13 protein-coding genes, 1 tRNA gene and 2 pseudogenes are annotated in these 14,146 nt (G+C 59.8%); 6 read left to right on the top strand and 10 right to left on the bottom strand.

The annotated features are described in order from the left end of the window. Positions 1-17 precede the first annotated feature (17 nt). Positions 18-425 carry a cupin domain-containing protein gene (locus JNB71_RS16860; RefSeq protein ID WP_220372980.1) on the top strand — a complete coding sequence of 136 codons (408 nt, stop codon included), beginning with the start codon at positions 18-20 and terminating at the stop codon, positions 423-425. A 90-nt stretch (positions 426-515) separates the two neighbouring features. Here JNB71_RS16860 and JNB71_RS16855 read toward each other — a convergent pair. The 3 genes and pseudogenes from JNB71_RS16855 to JNB71_RS16845 all read right to left on the bottom strand — a co-directional run. After that, positions 516-768, bottom strand: a pseudogene (locus tag JNB71_RS16855) (transposase zinc-binding domain-containing protein); the annotation flags it as partial. A 124-nt stretch (positions 769-892) separates the two neighbouring features. Next, positions 893-1,174, bottom strand: a complete 282-nt coding sequence (locus JNB71_RS16850) for an EamA family transporter (protein ID WP_220372979.1) — start codon at positions 1,172-1,174, stop codon at positions 893-895. 85 nt (positions 1,175-1,259) lie between these two features. After that, positions 1,260-2,603 (bottom strand): PLP-dependent aminotransferase family protein, encoded by a 1,344-nt coding sequence (locus JNB71_RS16845; protein WP_220372978.1) that lies wholly within the window; start codon positions 2,601-2,603, stop codon positions 1,260-1,262. Between the two features lie 181 nt (positions 2,604-2,784). Between JNB71_RS16845 and JNB71_RS16840 the strand changes: the two genes are divergently transcribed. Further along, positions 2,785-3,015 (top strand): DUF1127 domain-containing protein, encoded by a 231-nt coding sequence (locus JNB71_RS16840; RefSeq protein ID WP_220372977.1) that lies wholly within the window; start codon positions 2,785-2,787, stop codon positions 3,013-3,015. A 17-nt stretch (positions 3,016-3,032) separates the two neighbouring features. Continuing rightward, positions 3,033-3,794, top strand: a complete 762-nt coding sequence (locus JNB71_RS16835) for a sulfite exporter TauE/SafE family protein (RefSeq protein WP_431029131.1) — start codon at positions 3,033-3,035, stop codon at positions 3,792-3,794. Positions 3,795-3,956: 162 nt separating this feature from the next. On the opposite strand, the pseudogene JNB71_RS16830 reads toward JNB71_RS16835, so the two are convergent. Beyond that, positions 3,957-4,897, bottom strand: a pseudogene (locus JNB71_RS16830) (GlxA family transcriptional regulator). Positions 4,898-5,183: 286 nt separating this feature from the next. Between JNB71_RS16830 and JNB71_RS16825 the strand changes: the two are divergent. After that, positions 5,184-6,539, top strand: coding sequence for an FAD-containing oxidoreductase (locus JNB71_RS16825; protein WP_220372975.1), 1,356 nt, complete (start codon positions 5,184-5,186; stop codon positions 6,537-6,539). A gap of 63 nt (positions 6,540-6,602) precedes the next feature. On the opposite strand, the gene JNB71_RS16820 is transcribed toward JNB71_RS16825, so the two are convergent. The 5 genes from JNB71_RS16820 to JNB71_RS16800 all read right to left on the bottom strand — a co-directional run bounded on the left by JNB71_RS16820 (position 6,603) and on the right by JNB71_RS16800 (position 12,869). After that, on the bottom strand, positions 6,603-7,241 hold the full coding sequence (locus JNB71_RS16820) for a VOC family protein (protein WP_220372974.1): 639 nt from the start codon (positions 7,239-7,241) through the stop codon (positions 6,603-6,605). Positions 7,242-7,292: 51 nt separating this feature from the next. After that, positions 7,293-8,651, bottom strand: a complete 1,359-nt coding sequence (locus JNB71_RS16815) for an epoxide hydrolase family protein (protein ID WP_223215900.1) — start codon at positions 8,649-8,651, stop codon at positions 7,293-7,295. An 88-nt stretch (positions 8,652-8,739) separates the two neighbouring features. After that, entirely contained in the window at positions 8,740-9,540 is an 801-nt protein-coding gene (locus tag JNB71_RS16810) for an SDR family NAD(P)-dependent oxidoreductase (RefSeq protein ID WP_220372973.1), read from the bottom strand. Positions 9,541-10,194: 654 nt separating this feature from the next. Then, positions 10,195-11,214 carry an HlyD family secretion protein gene (locus JNB71_RS16805; protein WP_220372972.1) on the bottom strand — a complete coding sequence of 340 codons (1,020 nt, stop codon included), beginning with the start codon at positions 11,212-11,214 and terminating at the stop codon, positions 10,195-10,197. 2 nt (positions 11,215-11,216) lie between these two features. Next, positions 11,217-12,869 carry an MFS transporter gene (locus JNB71_RS16800; protein ID WP_223215899.1) on the bottom strand — a complete coding sequence of 551 codons (1,653 nt, stop codon included), beginning with the start codon at positions 12,867-12,869 and terminating at the stop codon, positions 11,217-11,219. A 127-nt stretch (positions 12,870-12,996) separates the two neighbouring features. Here JNB71_RS16800 and JNB71_RS16795 point away from each other — a divergent pair, with 127 nt between their 5' ends. Then, positions 12,997-13,650: a TetR/AcrR family transcriptional regulator gene (locus JNB71_RS16795; RefSeq protein ID WP_220372971.1), complete on the top strand. Its 654-nt coding sequence runs from the start codon at positions 12,997-12,999 to the stop codon at positions 13,648-13,650. Further along, positions 13,650-14,000 carry an MADF domain-containing protein gene (locus tag JNB71_RS16790; protein WP_220372970.1) on the top strand — a complete coding sequence of 117 codons (351 nt, stop codon included), beginning with the start codon at positions 13,650-13,652 and terminating at the stop codon, positions 13,998-14,000. Before JNB71_RS16795 ends, JNB71_RS16790 begins: the two co-directional genes overlap by 1 nt. Positions 14,001-14,029: 29 nt before the next feature. Here JNB71_RS16790 and JNB71_RS16785 read toward each other — a convergent pair. Further along, positions 14,030-14,106: transfer RNA gene (locus tag JNB71_RS16785), tRNA-Met, on the bottom strand. Positions 14,107-14,146 lie beyond the last annotated feature (40 nt).

Here is a 14,146-nt window from a genome sequence, read left to right as displayed (position 1 = left end):
CCCCAAGGACTACGACAATGAAACCAGCTTTGTTAACGCTGTTTGTATTGGCATCAGCTTGCCTGCTTGGCACCTTGCCGGTGATTGCCGCTGAAGATGGTGCAAAGGTCACGCCCCTCATGCAAAAGGACCTCCCGAATTATCCAGGAAAAGAGGGCCTGATGATATCGGTCGTGTATGAGGGGGGAGGCTCGTCACCAATCCACAAGCACGACGCAAATGCATTCGTCTACGTCCTCGAGGGTTCCATCGTGATGCAGGTCAAGGGTGAAAAAGAGGTCACCTTAAAGCCGGGAGAGACCTTCTACGAAAGTCCTTCAGACATTCACCTGATCAGCCGCAATGCGAGCAAGACTGAACCTGCGAAATTCATCGTCGTGCTGCTCAAGAAGAAGGATGCTCCGGTTGTCATGCCCGTGGAGTGACAATGCAGAAGATCAATGGTGGCAATTCCTTCGGTCCGGTCATCGCCGTGCGCAGGTCGTTCAGTTCTCGGTATCGCAAGCGACGATCAACTTGCGATCGACCGCGATGGTCAGCATCGTCTCCGACGCCGCCTTGAACAGCAGGTCGTAGACGAGCGCCTTGTTCTGTCGGCGACCTCGGCCGGCAGGTGAATACGACGTGGAAGTAGCCGAGCGGAAGCAGATCGGCCTCGCGTTCGGCAAGCCATGTCCGTGCCGCCGCGCCCCGGCACTTTGGGCAATGCCGATTGCGGCAGGAGTTGTAGGCGATCCGTCGCTGGCCGCAGTCCTCGCAGGCCTCGACGCCAGTCTCTGCGAAACCCTTTCGTCCATCGACAGGGAGATCACAGCCATGAAATGGCACCTGTGGCACGGACGTGTTGAGCGCCTTCCGTGATCTCGATGGGCTATTGGCACGGCTCAAGCCGTCACAGCAAGAAGGCGTTTTCTCGCTCGCCGGCGAACGCCCATCCAACCACGAGAGCGACGACCGGCGGAATATAGTAAACCGAGGCGGCCCTTAACGCCCCCAGGATTTGGATGAGCTGATAGTAGATAACGAAGGCGACTCCGGTTCCGGCTAGGCCAAGTCCAAGAACCAGCGCCCAAAGTGCCTCGGGTTGCCTTGCCAACTCAACCAGGTGTGCCGGAGCTGCGAACGGGGCGAGCAGCACAGCTGCAATAAGCATCTGGTGGGTGGCAAGTTTCACCGGACCCAGGCCCAAAGACACCATGAACCGCCGCGCATTGACAGGGCCAGCGCATACTCACCGAACCAGATGCGGTGGCGTCGCTTCATTCGGTCGAATCGAAATCGTCCTCCTTGGCATTCAGCAGCGCGGCCAGTGTGCGCAGGCCAATATCGAGCTGATCCATTGTCGGCGCCGCTAGCGCCAGCCTAACGGCGTTCGGGGCATGGCCGGGCGTGACGGCGAAGGTTGTCGATGGCGTCAACGCAATGTCGCGCTTGGCCGCGGCAGCGACGAAGGTTTGCGAGCGCCAGTGCGCCGGCAGCTTCAACCACAGATGGTAGGATTTTTCGTTCGTCTGGATTTCGAAAGCCGAAAGACGATTGGCCGCCAGTTTCTGACGCGCGCGCGCATCGAGGCGCTTCAGCCTCGAAAGCTCGGCAACGATGCCGTCGCCCATCATCCGTTGAGCGGCCGCAAACGCAAAACCGGAGGCGGTCCATCCGCCAGAACGTACCGAAGCCATCACGCTTTCACGCAGCCGCTGCGGCGGCACAATGAAGCCCAGCGTCAGGCCGGGAGCGACGCTCTTGGAGAGACTGTCGATGACAATGCAGGATTCCGGCGCGAGCGCGGCAAGCGGCGGCTCGTTGTCGAGGAAGCCGTAGACAATGTCCTCGATGATCGGAAGGTTGAACTTTTCGACAACGCGCAAGAGATCGGTCTTGCGCGCCGGGGTCATCGTCATCCCCAAAGGATTGTGGATCGTCGGCTGAATGTAGATGGCCGAGAGATGTGCCTCACGGTGCGCCTCTTCTACCGAGTCAGGTCGCACCCCAGCCTCGTCCATCGCCAGCGGCACTAGCGAAATACCCAACCGGGCGGCGATCCCTTTGATGAAGGGGTAGGTCAAGGCCTCAACGCCGCAACGGCCGCCCGTGGGAACGACTGCGGCGAGCGCGGCGGCAATGCTTTGCCGTCCGTTGCCGGTGAAGACAAGCTGTTCTGGGGAGGGAGACCATGCGTCCTGCGACAGGTACGCGGCCGCGACACTTCTGACCGCCGGCGTCCCGACGCTGGTCGCCTGTCTCAGGGCGGCATCGAGCGCCCCAGGTTTTTCCAGGCCCCCCAGGCTTTTTGCGATGAGCGTCGTTTGGTCGGGAAGCATCGGGTAATTGAACTCAAGATCGATCCGGATGCCGCGCGGTTCACCTGGCGCTGCTACGCCGCGCCTGGCGTCGCCCGAAATAAAGGTGCCCCTGCCGACTTCGCCAACCACAAGGGCGCGGCGCAAGAGCTCCGCATATACGCGGCTCGCCGTCGAGACCGCGATCTTACGCTCGTAGGCAAAACTGCGCTGCGGAGGCAGGCGGTCACCGGGCTTGAGAGTGCCATCGGCTATTTCCGCAGCGATGATGTCGGCAAGCTTCAGATATTCGGACTTCGACATAAATTGCACCGAGATCAATGTTTCATTTGCACCGAGATACTATCGGAGCATACTGGCCACGTCAAACCGGATTGTACCGGGAATTGTCGAGGTCTGCGATCAATGAGCACGCGGCCGCGCTTAAAAAAGCGCTCGCGCCGGCGGCGCCGCATTGCTGCGGAGCAACCATTGGAGACCAGAAATGTCTGCAACCCTTTCGACCATCGTCCGCGCAGCGGGGACAACCAGCCCCGACACAAGTCTTCCAATCACTGCCCATTGGAAGATCGCGCGCTATTTCGTCCGTCGCGCCGCCATTGCGCGCCTTCGCGAACTCGACGACGACGCCCTGAAGGACATTGGCCTCGGGCGTTCCGAGATCGAAGCGGCAGCTTACGGCTTGATGACCGCTTCCAACCGGGCGAGGATTTGATAATGACCTCTGCGGCTGTGCCGGAACTGACGGCTGTCACGATCCTGGTCGCATTTACCGGCGTATTCCTGATCTGTTTCATGAAAGGCGCGTTCGGCGGCGGATTCGCCATCGTCGGCATTCCGCTGTTGTCGATGGTGATGGATCCGGTCACCGCCGGCGGCCTGCTCGCGCCATTGTTTGTCGCGATGGATCTGTACGCGCTGCGCTACTGGAAGCCCTCGACTTGGTCGAAACAGGACCTGGTGCTGCTGTTGCCGGGGCTCGTTACCGGCATCGGGTTCGGCTATCTGCTGTTCCGCTTCCTCGACCACCGCGCCATCGCGATCGTGATGGCAGCGGTTACCTTGATCTTTGTCGGCCTATGGTTTGTGGGCGGCGGGAAGGTGACGATCCGTCCGCGCTCGTCGCCGAAGGCGATCTCTGCCGGTCTCGCATCGGGTATCACCACCATGGTGGCTCATTCGGGCGGACCGCCGCTTGCGATGTATCTGCTGCCGCTCGGCCTCAGCAAGGAAGTCTATGCGGGAACGACGAGCATGTTCTTCACTGTCGGCAACGCAACCAAGGCGGTGCCGTGGTTGCTGTTGGTGAAACCGGCGGGCAACGACTGGATACTGATGGCGGCTTGCCTGCTCGCCATTCCTACCGGAGTATGGCTTGGTTGGCGGCTTCACGGAAAGCTGGACCAACGTCAGCTTTATCGGGCCTGCTACGGATTGCTGGTCGTGACAGCGATGAAATTATTGTGGGACGGTGTTTCCGGTTATCTCGGGTGAATTTGGATTGTGAATGTCCGCTTCTCTTCCTAATCGGGCATTTGGGCCAAGCTCTTTCTGGGAAGGCCCATGTAGAAATCTGGCAGGAAGCTACAATGAGATACAATTTTCCTCCTGTGGTGCCAGCCGTACCGCGTGGCCAGATGCTCAGGCTCTCCTCATTCACGATGCTATTGCACTTTCGCGCGCGTTACGCCGGATCGTCTGGGGTGGCTGTCCGAGCGTCCGCAGAAAAGCCCGGCGCATGCGATCACTATCGGCAAACCCGGTTTCCTCCGCGATCACGTCCATGGAGTGGCGACCTTGTTCCATCAACAGCCGCGCCGCCTCCACGCGCAGGTTCTCCACGGCCTTGGCGGGCGATTGACCCGTCTCTGACCGGAAGGCCCGGCTGAACTGACGCGCGCTCAAGCCCGCCGCATCCGCCAGTTCCTCCACCGACAGAACGCTGCGCAGGTTGGCCTTGGCGTAGTTGACCGATTTCTGGATCCGGTCCGACTTCGGGTCCAGTTCGAGCAATGCCGAGAACTGCGATTGGCCACCAGCGCGCCGGTGGTAGACCACGAGCTTGCGTGCGACCGAGCGAGCGACCTCCTGGCCCTGGACCTTCTCGACCATGGCGAGAGCCAGGTCGATGCTTGCCGTCATCCCCGCTGACGTCCACACGGTGCCATCAACGATAAATATGCGGTCCTCCTCGACCCTGACGGCCGGGAAGCGCTCCCGGAGTTGACGTGCAAAAAACCAGTGCGTCGTCGCCCGGCGACCATCCAGCAAGCCGGATTCCGCTAGGATGAAGGCGCCGGTACAGGGCGCCGCCGCGAGGTTTGCACAGAGCGCTGTGCGAACGCGATCAATCCTGGCGTCATCGGCGCGATCGTCGTTCCGGCCCCGAAGATGACCGTGTCATAGGCGGTGTCGTCAAAGGCCTTCGTGACAACGCCGAAACCGGCAGATGATTTGATTTCACCGCCGGTTTCGGAAAGCAGCGTTATCTCGTAAACCGGCTCTCCAAGTTGAATGTTGGCGATCTCGAAGGCAGTTACCGCTGCAAAACCCAAGAGCTGAAATCCCGGAAAGACGACGAAGCCGATCTTGTGCATGGCACACCACATCCCTTGTCCGAAATCGCTGCCCATTTGAGATGTCCGTCATAGTATAAGAGCGTATGTTGCGGAAGCCGAACTCATTTCGTTGAATTTGGAGCCTCGATACTAGGGTGAAACTTGAACGTCTAAAATGTCATATATCCGGCTATTTCAGCCAGATCGGAGTTGAGCCATGGCATGGGCGCCGGCGGTGCGCTCCGGCGGGCAATGTGTTACGCTTGGTGGCCTGGCGAAAACGACGCTTCCGCAATAGCCATCACTTCGAGATAGGAGCGGCCTGATGCGAAGGTTTGATGCTATTTTGATCGGTGCTGGCCAAGCTGGACCCTCCCTTGCGGTGCGGATGGCCGAACGAGGCATGAAGGTTGTCCTTGTCGAACGAAAGTTCCTTGGCGGAACCTGCGTCAATTCCGGTTGCATGCCCACGAAGACGCTGGTGGCCAGCGCCCGGGCCGCATACGTAAGCCGACGCGGGGCGGACCTGGGCGTGAAGATTTCAGGTGAAATCGCTATCGACATGCAAGTCGTTCGACGCCGGGCACACCAGATCACCATGGAAGCCCGAAACGGACTGGCAGAGTGGCTCGGCAACATGGATGGCGTGACCACCATCTATGGCCACGCTCGGTTCGAGACGACCGACAGGGTTTGCGTCAACGGCGAGACCCTCACCGCCCCGCGGATATTCATCAACGTCGGCGCCCGTCCGGTTATCCCCGATCTGCCTGGGCTCGAAGACATCGATCACCTTACCAGCACGTCAATCCTTACCCTCGACGTCCTGCCCCGCCACCTGGCGATCATCGGCGGAAGCTACATCGGCCTGGAGTTCGCGCAGATGTATCGGCGGTTCGGCTCGGAAATCACCGTGGTCGAGCGCGGAGCCCGCGTCGCTTCGCGGGAGGACGAGGACGTTTCCGACGCCATCCAGGAAATTCTTGCGGCAGAGGGCATCGATGTCCGCACGAACGCCAATCGAATTTCGTTTTCTCGAGGTGAGGACGGGATCCGGATGTCCCTGGACGGCGCCGACTTCGATGTCAGTCACGTTCTTGTGGCGACCGGACGCAGGCCGAACACGGATGATTTGGGCCTCGACATCGCCGGTGTTGCGGTCGATCCCCGCGGCTATATCGTGGTCGACGACAAACTCGCGACCAACGTCGCAGGCATTTGGGCGCTCGGCGACTGCAACGGGCGGGGAGCCTTTACCCACACCTCCTACAATGATTTCGAGATCGTCGCCGCCAACCTTCTCGACGACGAAGACCGCAAGGTATCGAGCCGGATCCCAGGCTACGCCCTCTACATCGATCCGCCGCTTGGGCGCGCGGGAATGACCGAGAGGGAGGCGGCATCATCAGGCCGCAAGGTCCTTGTCTCCAGGCGGCCGATGGCGCGGGTAGGACGAGCGAAGGAACGTGACGAAACAAGAGGCTTCATGAAGGTAGTAGCCGACGCCGATACCAAGGAAATCCTCGGGGCCGCGATTCTCGGCATAGAAGGCGATGAAGCGATCCACGGTGTCATCGACGCCATGAGCGCCGGAACGCGTTACACCGACCTTCAATGGTCAGTGCCTATCCATCCAACGGTTTCGGAACTGATCCCGACACTTCTAAGGGGCATGGGTTGAGTGGGACGGGCTGGCAATCCGCTCTTCAGTGGATTGCCAGCCCGAAGACCTCATCGCAGAGGCCTATGATGGCAGCGGCTTGCCGGCCTGCTCCCGCACGATGTAGTCGGCGTACCAGTCCGGCCAGTTCTCATCATGCTTGCCGTCGGTTCGCTTCTCGTGTTCGCCGTGGGCCGCCGCCGCGCGCCGGAGCGCCACTGCGAGCTCGATCGACGAGGTGAACGTCGTAACGTCCGTATCCATGCGTCCAGGCAATCGTTCGGTTACTTCCTGGAGCAGCCAGCCGTTGCCGTCCGGATCGCTGAACGAGGCGTAGGAGCGATAGCTCCGCCGCTCCGGATCGCGACCGCTGAGCGGCGGCTGTCCCGGACCGGCACGGTGGAAAATCTCGCTGACGTCGGCGCCGTGATCGATGAGTTCGGCGCGCGCGGCCTCGATATCCGACACGACGAGATAGAGCCCGCTTGCCGAGCCGGGCGCCGCCGACGTCAGCCCCGTACCGAAGTGGATCGAACTCGGTGAGCCTGGCGGCGTGAACTGCACGACCCGGAATGTATCACCGACGGCAAAGTCGGCGTCGAGCCTCCAACCCAGGCTGTCATAAAAGCGCTTTGCACGGTCGACGTCCGAGACGGGGATAACGACGACCTCAAGCTTCAGGTCGACCGTTTGGATGTTGGGGGTTTTGATTGCACTGGTCATGGCTTTCTCCTTGTGGAAGGGAAGGCGGCGCGTTTCCGCGCCCCTTCTTTCTCAATTCGATGAACGCAGCGACCTGAACGAAGCTCGCAACTCTTTAGTGAAGACTTCCGGCTGTTCCCAGGCGGCAAAGTGCCCGCCCTTGGGCAGTCGATTGTAGTGGATTAGCTTCGGAAAGGCTTTCTCGGTCCAACTGCGGGGCGCGGTGTAGATCTCGTCAGGAAAGGCGCTCACCGCGACCGGGATGGTCACGCCCTTGGGCGCGAAGAAGGCGAGCTTGCTTTCCCAGAAGAGCCGACCCGAAGACAGTCCCGTGTTCGTCAGCCAGTAGAGCGTGATGTTGTCGAGGATGTCGTCGCGCGTCAGCCCTTCCGAAGCCCCGTCAAAGACACGGCCGATCAGCTTCTGGCTCTCCGGATCATGGTCAATCATCCACGCGGCGAGCGCGATCGGCGAATCGTCCAGGCCGTAGAGTGTCTGTGGCCGGGCCCCCATTTCCAACGCGTAGCCGACACGATGCTTGTAGAAGAAATCGAGCTGCTTCCACGCATACTCCTCGTCGCCCGTCAGGCCCGTCGGCTGCGGACCGCCGGCCAGCGCCGCTGAAATGTTGTCGGGAAGCGTGCCGGGCATGTTGGTATGGATGCCAAGCAGCCCCGCAGGCTTCTGTAGCGCCTCGTTGACAGCGTCACCCCAGTCGCCGCCCTGCGCGACATATTTCTTATAGCCCAGGCGGTCCATCAGAACGGCCCAGGCCCGCGCGACACGCTGCGGGTCCCAGCCGAGTTCTGTGGGCTTGCCGGAAAAGCCGTAACCGGGGATTGACGGAATGACGACATCGAAGGCGTCGGATGCACTTCCGCCGTGCGCTGTGGGATTGGTCAATGGATCAATGATCTTCATCTGCTCGATGATCGAGCCTGGCCAGCCATGGGTAATAATCACCGGCAGCGCGTTCGGGTGCTTCGACTTAACGTGGATGAAGTGGATGTCAACGCCGTCGATATTCGTCACGAACTGAGGCAGGGCGTCCAACCTCGTCTCGATTTTTCGCCAGTCGTACTGGTTCGCCCAATAGTCGGCGAGCTTCTGCATCGTCGCCAGCCGAACGCCCTGCGTGTCGTCTCGGACAAGCTCCTGGCTCGGCCATCGCGTCGCCTTGACCCGCCGCTGGAGATCGGCAATGGCCTCATCGGTTGCACGGAACTGGAATGGCCGGATGGTTTCGTCGACAGCCGGCTGGGCTTCTGACGCACCGTTTACGGAAGCCTGCGCAACCTCGACGCCGCTCCGCGCAGGAGAGCTCGTTTCGGCATGAGCCACGACCGCGGGAAGAAAAATTGCGATCGCTCCAGCCAATGCGGTGGCGGCAAGTCGATTGCGCTTGCCAATTATCGAATACGGTCTCGACATGTCATTCTCCTTGTTTTGCCGATCGACGGAACCGCGCCGACATAGGCGTACATTTCAAGAGGTGAAGTCTCTGACGGCGGGGACCCCATTATCCCCCAACTCGATATCGCGCAGCCGGCGTGCTGAGCGAAAGGCTCGGCATGAGCTTCTGCCGCGCCGCTTCGTATGCCTCCCAGTCGCGTGCGTCCGGAAGCGCCGGAATGGTAATCAACTCGCCGAGGTCGAAGCCGGCAAGCGAGGCATCCACCATGTCCTCGGCGGACATGACGATCTCGCTCGGCACATACTCCAGCGGCGTCCCGGCAATGCCCCAGAAATCGGTCGCCGTGGCGCCCGGAAGAACGGCCTGGACGCGGATATTCTTGTCAGCCAGCTCCTGCTCGAGCGACAGGGTGAGCGCCAGCACGAAGGCCTTGCTTCCGCCGTACACGCCGTTCAGCCGTTCCGGCGCGATAGCAACGATCGAGGCGATGTTGATGATCGCGCCGGTGCCCCGTTTCACGAAGCCGGGCACTGCAGCATAGGTCAGCCGCATTAGCGCAGTGACGTTCAGCGTGATCATCTCTTCCATCTTGTCGATGTCCGACGAAAGCAGCGGGGCGGTTGCGCCGACACCGGCGTTGTTGACCAGCGTGGTAATGCTGGCGTCGGCACGCAGTACCTTCTCGATGCGGCCGAGATCATCCTTGTTGCCAAGGTCCGCCGCGATCACTTCGACAGCGCGCCCTGTTTCGTCGGTGAGGCGTTCGGCCAGCGCATCGAGGCGCTCCTTATTGCGGGCCACGAGGATCAGATCATAGCCCCGGCGCGCCAGCCGATCCGCATAAATCGCGCCGATACCAGAGGAAGCGCCAGTGATGAGTGCGGTACCATTCGAGTTCTCGGTCATAACAATCTCCATCAGGTTGAACTTCCCAGCCCTGATGTTAGGACAAAGCCTGGCTGTCTCAAATGTCACATATCCGTCAATTTAGGACATTCGCCGCGTGGCCACGACCTCTTAAGACAAGTACGAATTTGGCTTGAGGCTAGGCACCCTTCCCGGGAGTACGGAAAGTTCAAAAGAACAGGTGCTGAAAAATGGACCCAGGCGATACTTTCACCGCAAGAGATTGAGCCGCGATCTTACTCGCCCACGCATCCACGACATATGCACCGGAGTTCGCAGTGTTACCGCGCAGGCTCAGCGAAATAACTGAGGGGAGCCATCCCGGTGATCGCCTTGAAAATATGTGGCGAAGTTCGTGCGCGATTATCGCCGCGACTGCCACGCATTAGACGGCAAGCACGACGGATCTCCGCTGACGACAGTCTGGCAGCAGACGGGCGAGTTTTGCCTCTTTCTATCTGGTCGTCGCTCGACGGCATCAGTCCGATTCCGTGCCCAGGATCTACGACTTACCTGCGCGATTGGATGATAAAGCTATGCGCTTCCCCTGCATGATGCCGAGCCGGATTTTGAAGCCATCAGCATGCAGCAGGCGGCGAATCTGCCGATAGTCCGATGGAAGCTGCTCAACCCACATCGACCGATCGACTTTACCTACTCAATTGCGACCCGTGCCGACATTCCTGGAAGCGGGCGGTCAAGCCCCACCTGATTCTCATCCAGAGTGATACGAACGGGAACACGTTGGACGATCCGCGTAAAATTGCCTGTCGCATTGTCAGGCGGCAGGAGAGCAAACTGAGCCCCGCTTGCCGGCGAGAAACTTTCAATGTGCCCTTTGTAGGTCACGTCCGGCACGCCATCGATCTCAATCATCGCCGAGTCGCCAGCTTGCATTCCGGCGAGTTGGGTTTCCTTGAAGTTCGCAATGACCCATCTGGTGTTTTCAACGAAGGCGATCAAAGGGGCCCCGGGCTTCACAAACTGCCCGACCCGCGCTTGCCGCTCTCCGACGTGTCCGTCGGCGGGCGCACGAACGGTGGTGCTTTCCAAGTCTATTTCAGCAAGGCGCAGGGCGGCAGCCGCCCCTTCTATATCCCCGAGAAGTTGAGGCCTCTGGCTTTCCAGTACGTCCGTCTGGACATGCGCGGCCACCAAGTTCGCTTTTGCCTGCGACACTCTTGCGATTGCGCCAAGGTTTGCCGATTGCGTCAGATCAACATTTGCCTGGGTTGCGGTACCACTCTTCAACAGACCGACGCTTCTTGCGAAATCCTTCCTGGCGCGATCAGCATCGGCCTGCGCACCGTCAAGCGCTGCCTGCGCCTGCTCGATGGCTGTTTGCTGCAGCTTCAACCGGCTGTCGAGATTGATAATGGCGGCGCGTTTGCTGGCGAGCGCAGCCTGTGCCTGCTCAACCCGCGCCCTGTAGTCGTTGTCTTCGATGCGAAACAGGATCTGGCCGGCCGTGACCTTCTGGTTGTCCTTGATCGGAACATCCACGACAAAGCCGGTGATCTTGGGGCTAATCGGCGTGACATCGCCGCGAACATAGGCATTGTCGGTGGACGTTGCCTGCCAGTTTCCCAGCCAGTTGCCTGGCGCTACGGACAAGGTTGTCGCGCCATAGACACTGCCCGCGACCAGAAGACTGCCGAGCGATGCTGTGAACAATTTCATTTTGCCTCTCCTTTTGTACGGTGGGCCGGGCTTTTGCCGATCGCAAGCACGCCCGCGGCGCTGATGGTCAAGATGACGGCAACGGCCAGAAAACCGTCGTTGAAGGCCAGAACCCAAGCCTCCTTGCGAGCAATTGCTCCGACGAAGGATACGGCGCGCGCCGTCACGGCGGCATCGTCCACCAGACGGCTGCCGAGGCTTGTGGCGATCACGGTTATCCGATCAGAGACGACCGGGTCATACAGCGACAGGTTTTCCGTCAGAATGTTCGAATGGAACTTCTCCCGCTCGGTCACCAGATGGGAAACCAGGGCCGACCCAAGTGTCGTACCGCCCAGCGTCGTCATGTTGAAAGCCAGGGAAGCAGTCGGCAGATCCGGCGGCGTCAGCGAGCCCGCACCGATCAATAGATCGGGCACGAGAAAGAAAAGTTGCCCAACGGCAAAGACAAAAACCATCGTCTGGAACTGATCGCCTGAACTCAAGCCAGTTCCGGCAATGCCAAGCGCGGTCCCAATGCCGCACAGCAACAAGCCCAATCCCATGATCAGCCTGCTATCGAACCGCTGCAACAGACCCCATACAAGGGGAAGCGCTGCAAGTTGCGCAATCGCGGCCCAGCCGAGCAAGCCGGCGACCTCCAATGGCCGATACCCCTGAACCGTTCCCAGAAACAGGGGAACCAAGTAGCTGGTGACGACGAACCCGGCGCGGAACACCAGATTAAGGGCGATCGGAATGCCGAAGGAGCGTTTGAGCAGCAGCCGGGGGGCTATGATCGGCAGGGGCGAGAAACGGCAGAGGAAGATGAAGCCCGCCCATGCCGAAACGCAGGCAACAGTGCACCAGACAATCATGTCGTTGTCGAACCAGAAGCGCCGGGTCCCTTGGCTGAGAACGATGACCAAGAAGCCCAACGCTGCGGAGAGCATGAGAATTGCCGTCCAGTCCGTCTTGAGGCCGGACCAGGACACGGGTTGCCTGGGCAGAAAGGAAACGGCCGCGATGGCAAGCACGGCACCGATCAATACCTGAGTGAAGAAGAAACTCCGCCATCCGAAACTATCTTCGATGTATCCCGACATCGTCGGCCCGAGTGTCGCCGGAAATAGCAGGACAAATCCGAGCAGCGTCAGGCCCATCGGCAGGCGACGTCCGCCCATCACCATGAACACGGAAATGAAGGCGACCGGCCCGAAGCCGCCAGCCGCCAGTCCTTGAATGAAACGAAACGCAATGATCGCATTCAACTGAGCGATCAGCATGCATGCGAAGGCAGCCAGGGAGAAGACCACCGCGTTCGCGGTCAGATACCGCTTCAGGCCAAACGTCTTGATCAACGGTCCCGACGCGACAATCCCAGCAAAACTTGCCATGGTGTACACGGTCGAGATCCAGGACGCCTCATCGGGCGTGGCACCGATGCCACCTTGCAGGTCGGCAATATTTGTCGTGACGAACTGGGCGGACACGTTGATGAGGAAAGACCCTGCCAATCCTGTCGTCAGCAGCAATTTTTGACTGCTCGTCAAAGGCGTGATCGCGGGCAGCGTCACCTTTTGCGGCAAAGGCATCTGGCTGACAGTGCCTTCTTCAGGAGCCAGTCTGGGCGCTGGAAGCGAAACGACGTTATGTTGAAGTGCCGCCATGGTTGACCTCGGCGCCGGCTTGCAAGGCCGGTCATGCCATCAATTCGAGTGGTTGATAAATAGGAAAGCGATTGCTTTCTAAAATAACCCATTTAAACTGAACGTCAACATAATTTGGAAAATTTCGATGGTCGAAAATAAAAAACCCGAAAAACGCTCGCGCGGCAGGCCGCCGGTTCGATGCGACGACGAGACACGGTCACTCATCATCGAAGCTGCAAATCCGCACTTCCAGGAAAATGGTTTTGCATCGGCTAATATCAATCTGATCGCCCAGGCCGCCGGCGTATCCACCAAAACGCTCTACAGGCTCTTCCCCACGAAGGCCGATTTGTTCTCAAGCGTGGTTTCTGATCGGATCGGCCAGTTTTTTCTGACTCTGGATGAAACAGCACTTGCAAAGATGGAACTGAGAGATGGTCTCGTCCGCCTGCTGACGGCCTATGGGGATTTGGCCCTCGCCGGATACACGATTGCCATCTTCAAACTGGTGATCGCGGAAGCTGACCGCTTTCCGGAAATTGCCAATACGTTTCATACGCAGGCCATTGCCCAGACCAGCGCGGCATTGGAACGCTGGCTTGTCCTGCAAGCGGGCCTGAAGCGCCTGAAGATCGAGGACGCCGCCCTGGCGTCAGGTATGCTTCGAGGCATGATGATCATGGAGCCGCAACGCGCGGTTCTTCTTCGTCAACGACAACCACCCACACCGCAAGAGATCGCCACAAGGGCGGAGATCTGTGCCGATCTGTTTTTGAACGGTTGCCGACACACAGCGTGATGTCGCTATCCCCGATCATGCCTGCCGTGACCCCGCCCCTCAATGCGGGCATGCTCAAAACTGCGGTCGCTGCGGTCAGGACAATGCTGTCAACGGGGGAGAAAGGTGTCGAGGAGAGCTGGATATCGGTTGCTCGCCAGCTGGTTCAGAAGGTAGTGATCGCGCCATCGGCCGACGGCAAGTCGGCGGAGCTGACCATCCATGGCCGCCTCGCCGCCATTCTGGCCGCCCAGGAAGCATGGCGCGAGGTTTCACGGGAACTGCGAAGTGAGCAATCGGCGGAGTTTGTCCGCAAACGTTCCGATGGGGAATTTCCTGCGCCGCTGCGGAGCCTTGCTGGCCGAGCGTGAGCAGGAATGCAAGCGGTTGCAAGTATCGTTGGTTGCGGGGGCAGGATTTGAACCTGCGGCCTTCAGGTTATGAGCCTGACGAGCTACCGGGCTGCTCCACCCCGCGTCAAGCGCATTCGGATTTGCCGAATGTCGCGATCGTGTAA

Origin of the sequence: Rhizobium herbae (assembly GCF_019511375.1) — a bacterium.
In the GTDB taxonomy this organism is placed as follows: Bacteria; Pseudomonadota; Alphaproteobacteria; order Rhizobiales; family Rhizobiaceae; genus Pararhizobium; species Pararhizobium herbae_A.
Note: the sequence above shows the minus strand (reverse complement) of the source record. Positions and strands in the feature narration are given on the sequence as shown.

Bases quoted from the DNA above. Each gene is read 5' to 3' on its own strand.
- JNB71_RS16810 (WP_220372973.1), bottom strand. From the start codon at position 9,540: ATGACCGAGAACTCGAATGGTACCGCACTCATCACTGGCGCTTCCTCT.
- JNB71_RS16825 (WP_220372975.1), top strand. From the start codon at position 5,184: ATGCGAAGGTTTGATGCTATTTTGATCGGTGCTGGCCAAGCTGGACCC.
- JNB71_RS16860 (WP_220372980.1), top strand. From the start codon at position 18: ATGAAACCAGCTTTGTTAACGCTGTTTGTATTGGCATCAGCTTGCCTG.
- JNB71_RS16840 (WP_220372977.1), top strand. From the start codon at position 2,785: ATGTCTGCAACCCTTTCGACCATCGTCCGCGCAGCGGGGACAACCAGC.
- JNB71_RS16845 (WP_220372978.1), bottom strand. From the start codon at position 2,603: ATGTCGAAGTCCGAATATCTGAAGCTTGCCGACATCATCGCTGCGGAA.
- JNB71_RS16815 (WP_223215900.1), bottom strand. From the start codon at position 8,651: ATGTCGAGACCGTATTCGATAATTGGCAAGCGCAATCGACTTGCCGCC.
- JNB71_RS16795 (WP_220372971.1), top strand. From the start codon at position 12,997: ATGGTCGAAAATAAAAAACCCGAAAAACGCTCGCGCGGCAGGCCGCCG.
- JNB71_RS16820 (WP_220372974.1), bottom strand. From the start codon at position 7,241: ATGACCAGTGCAATCAAAACCCCCAACATCCAAACGGTCGACCTGAAG.
- JNB71_RS16800 (WP_223215899.1), bottom strand. From the start codon at position 12,869: ATGGCGGCACTTCAACATAACGTCGTTTCGCTTCCAGCGCCCAGACTG.
- JNB71_RS16790 (WP_220372970.1), top strand. From the start codon at position 13,650: ATGTCGCTATCCCCGATCATGCCTGCCGTGACCCCGCCCCTCAATGCG.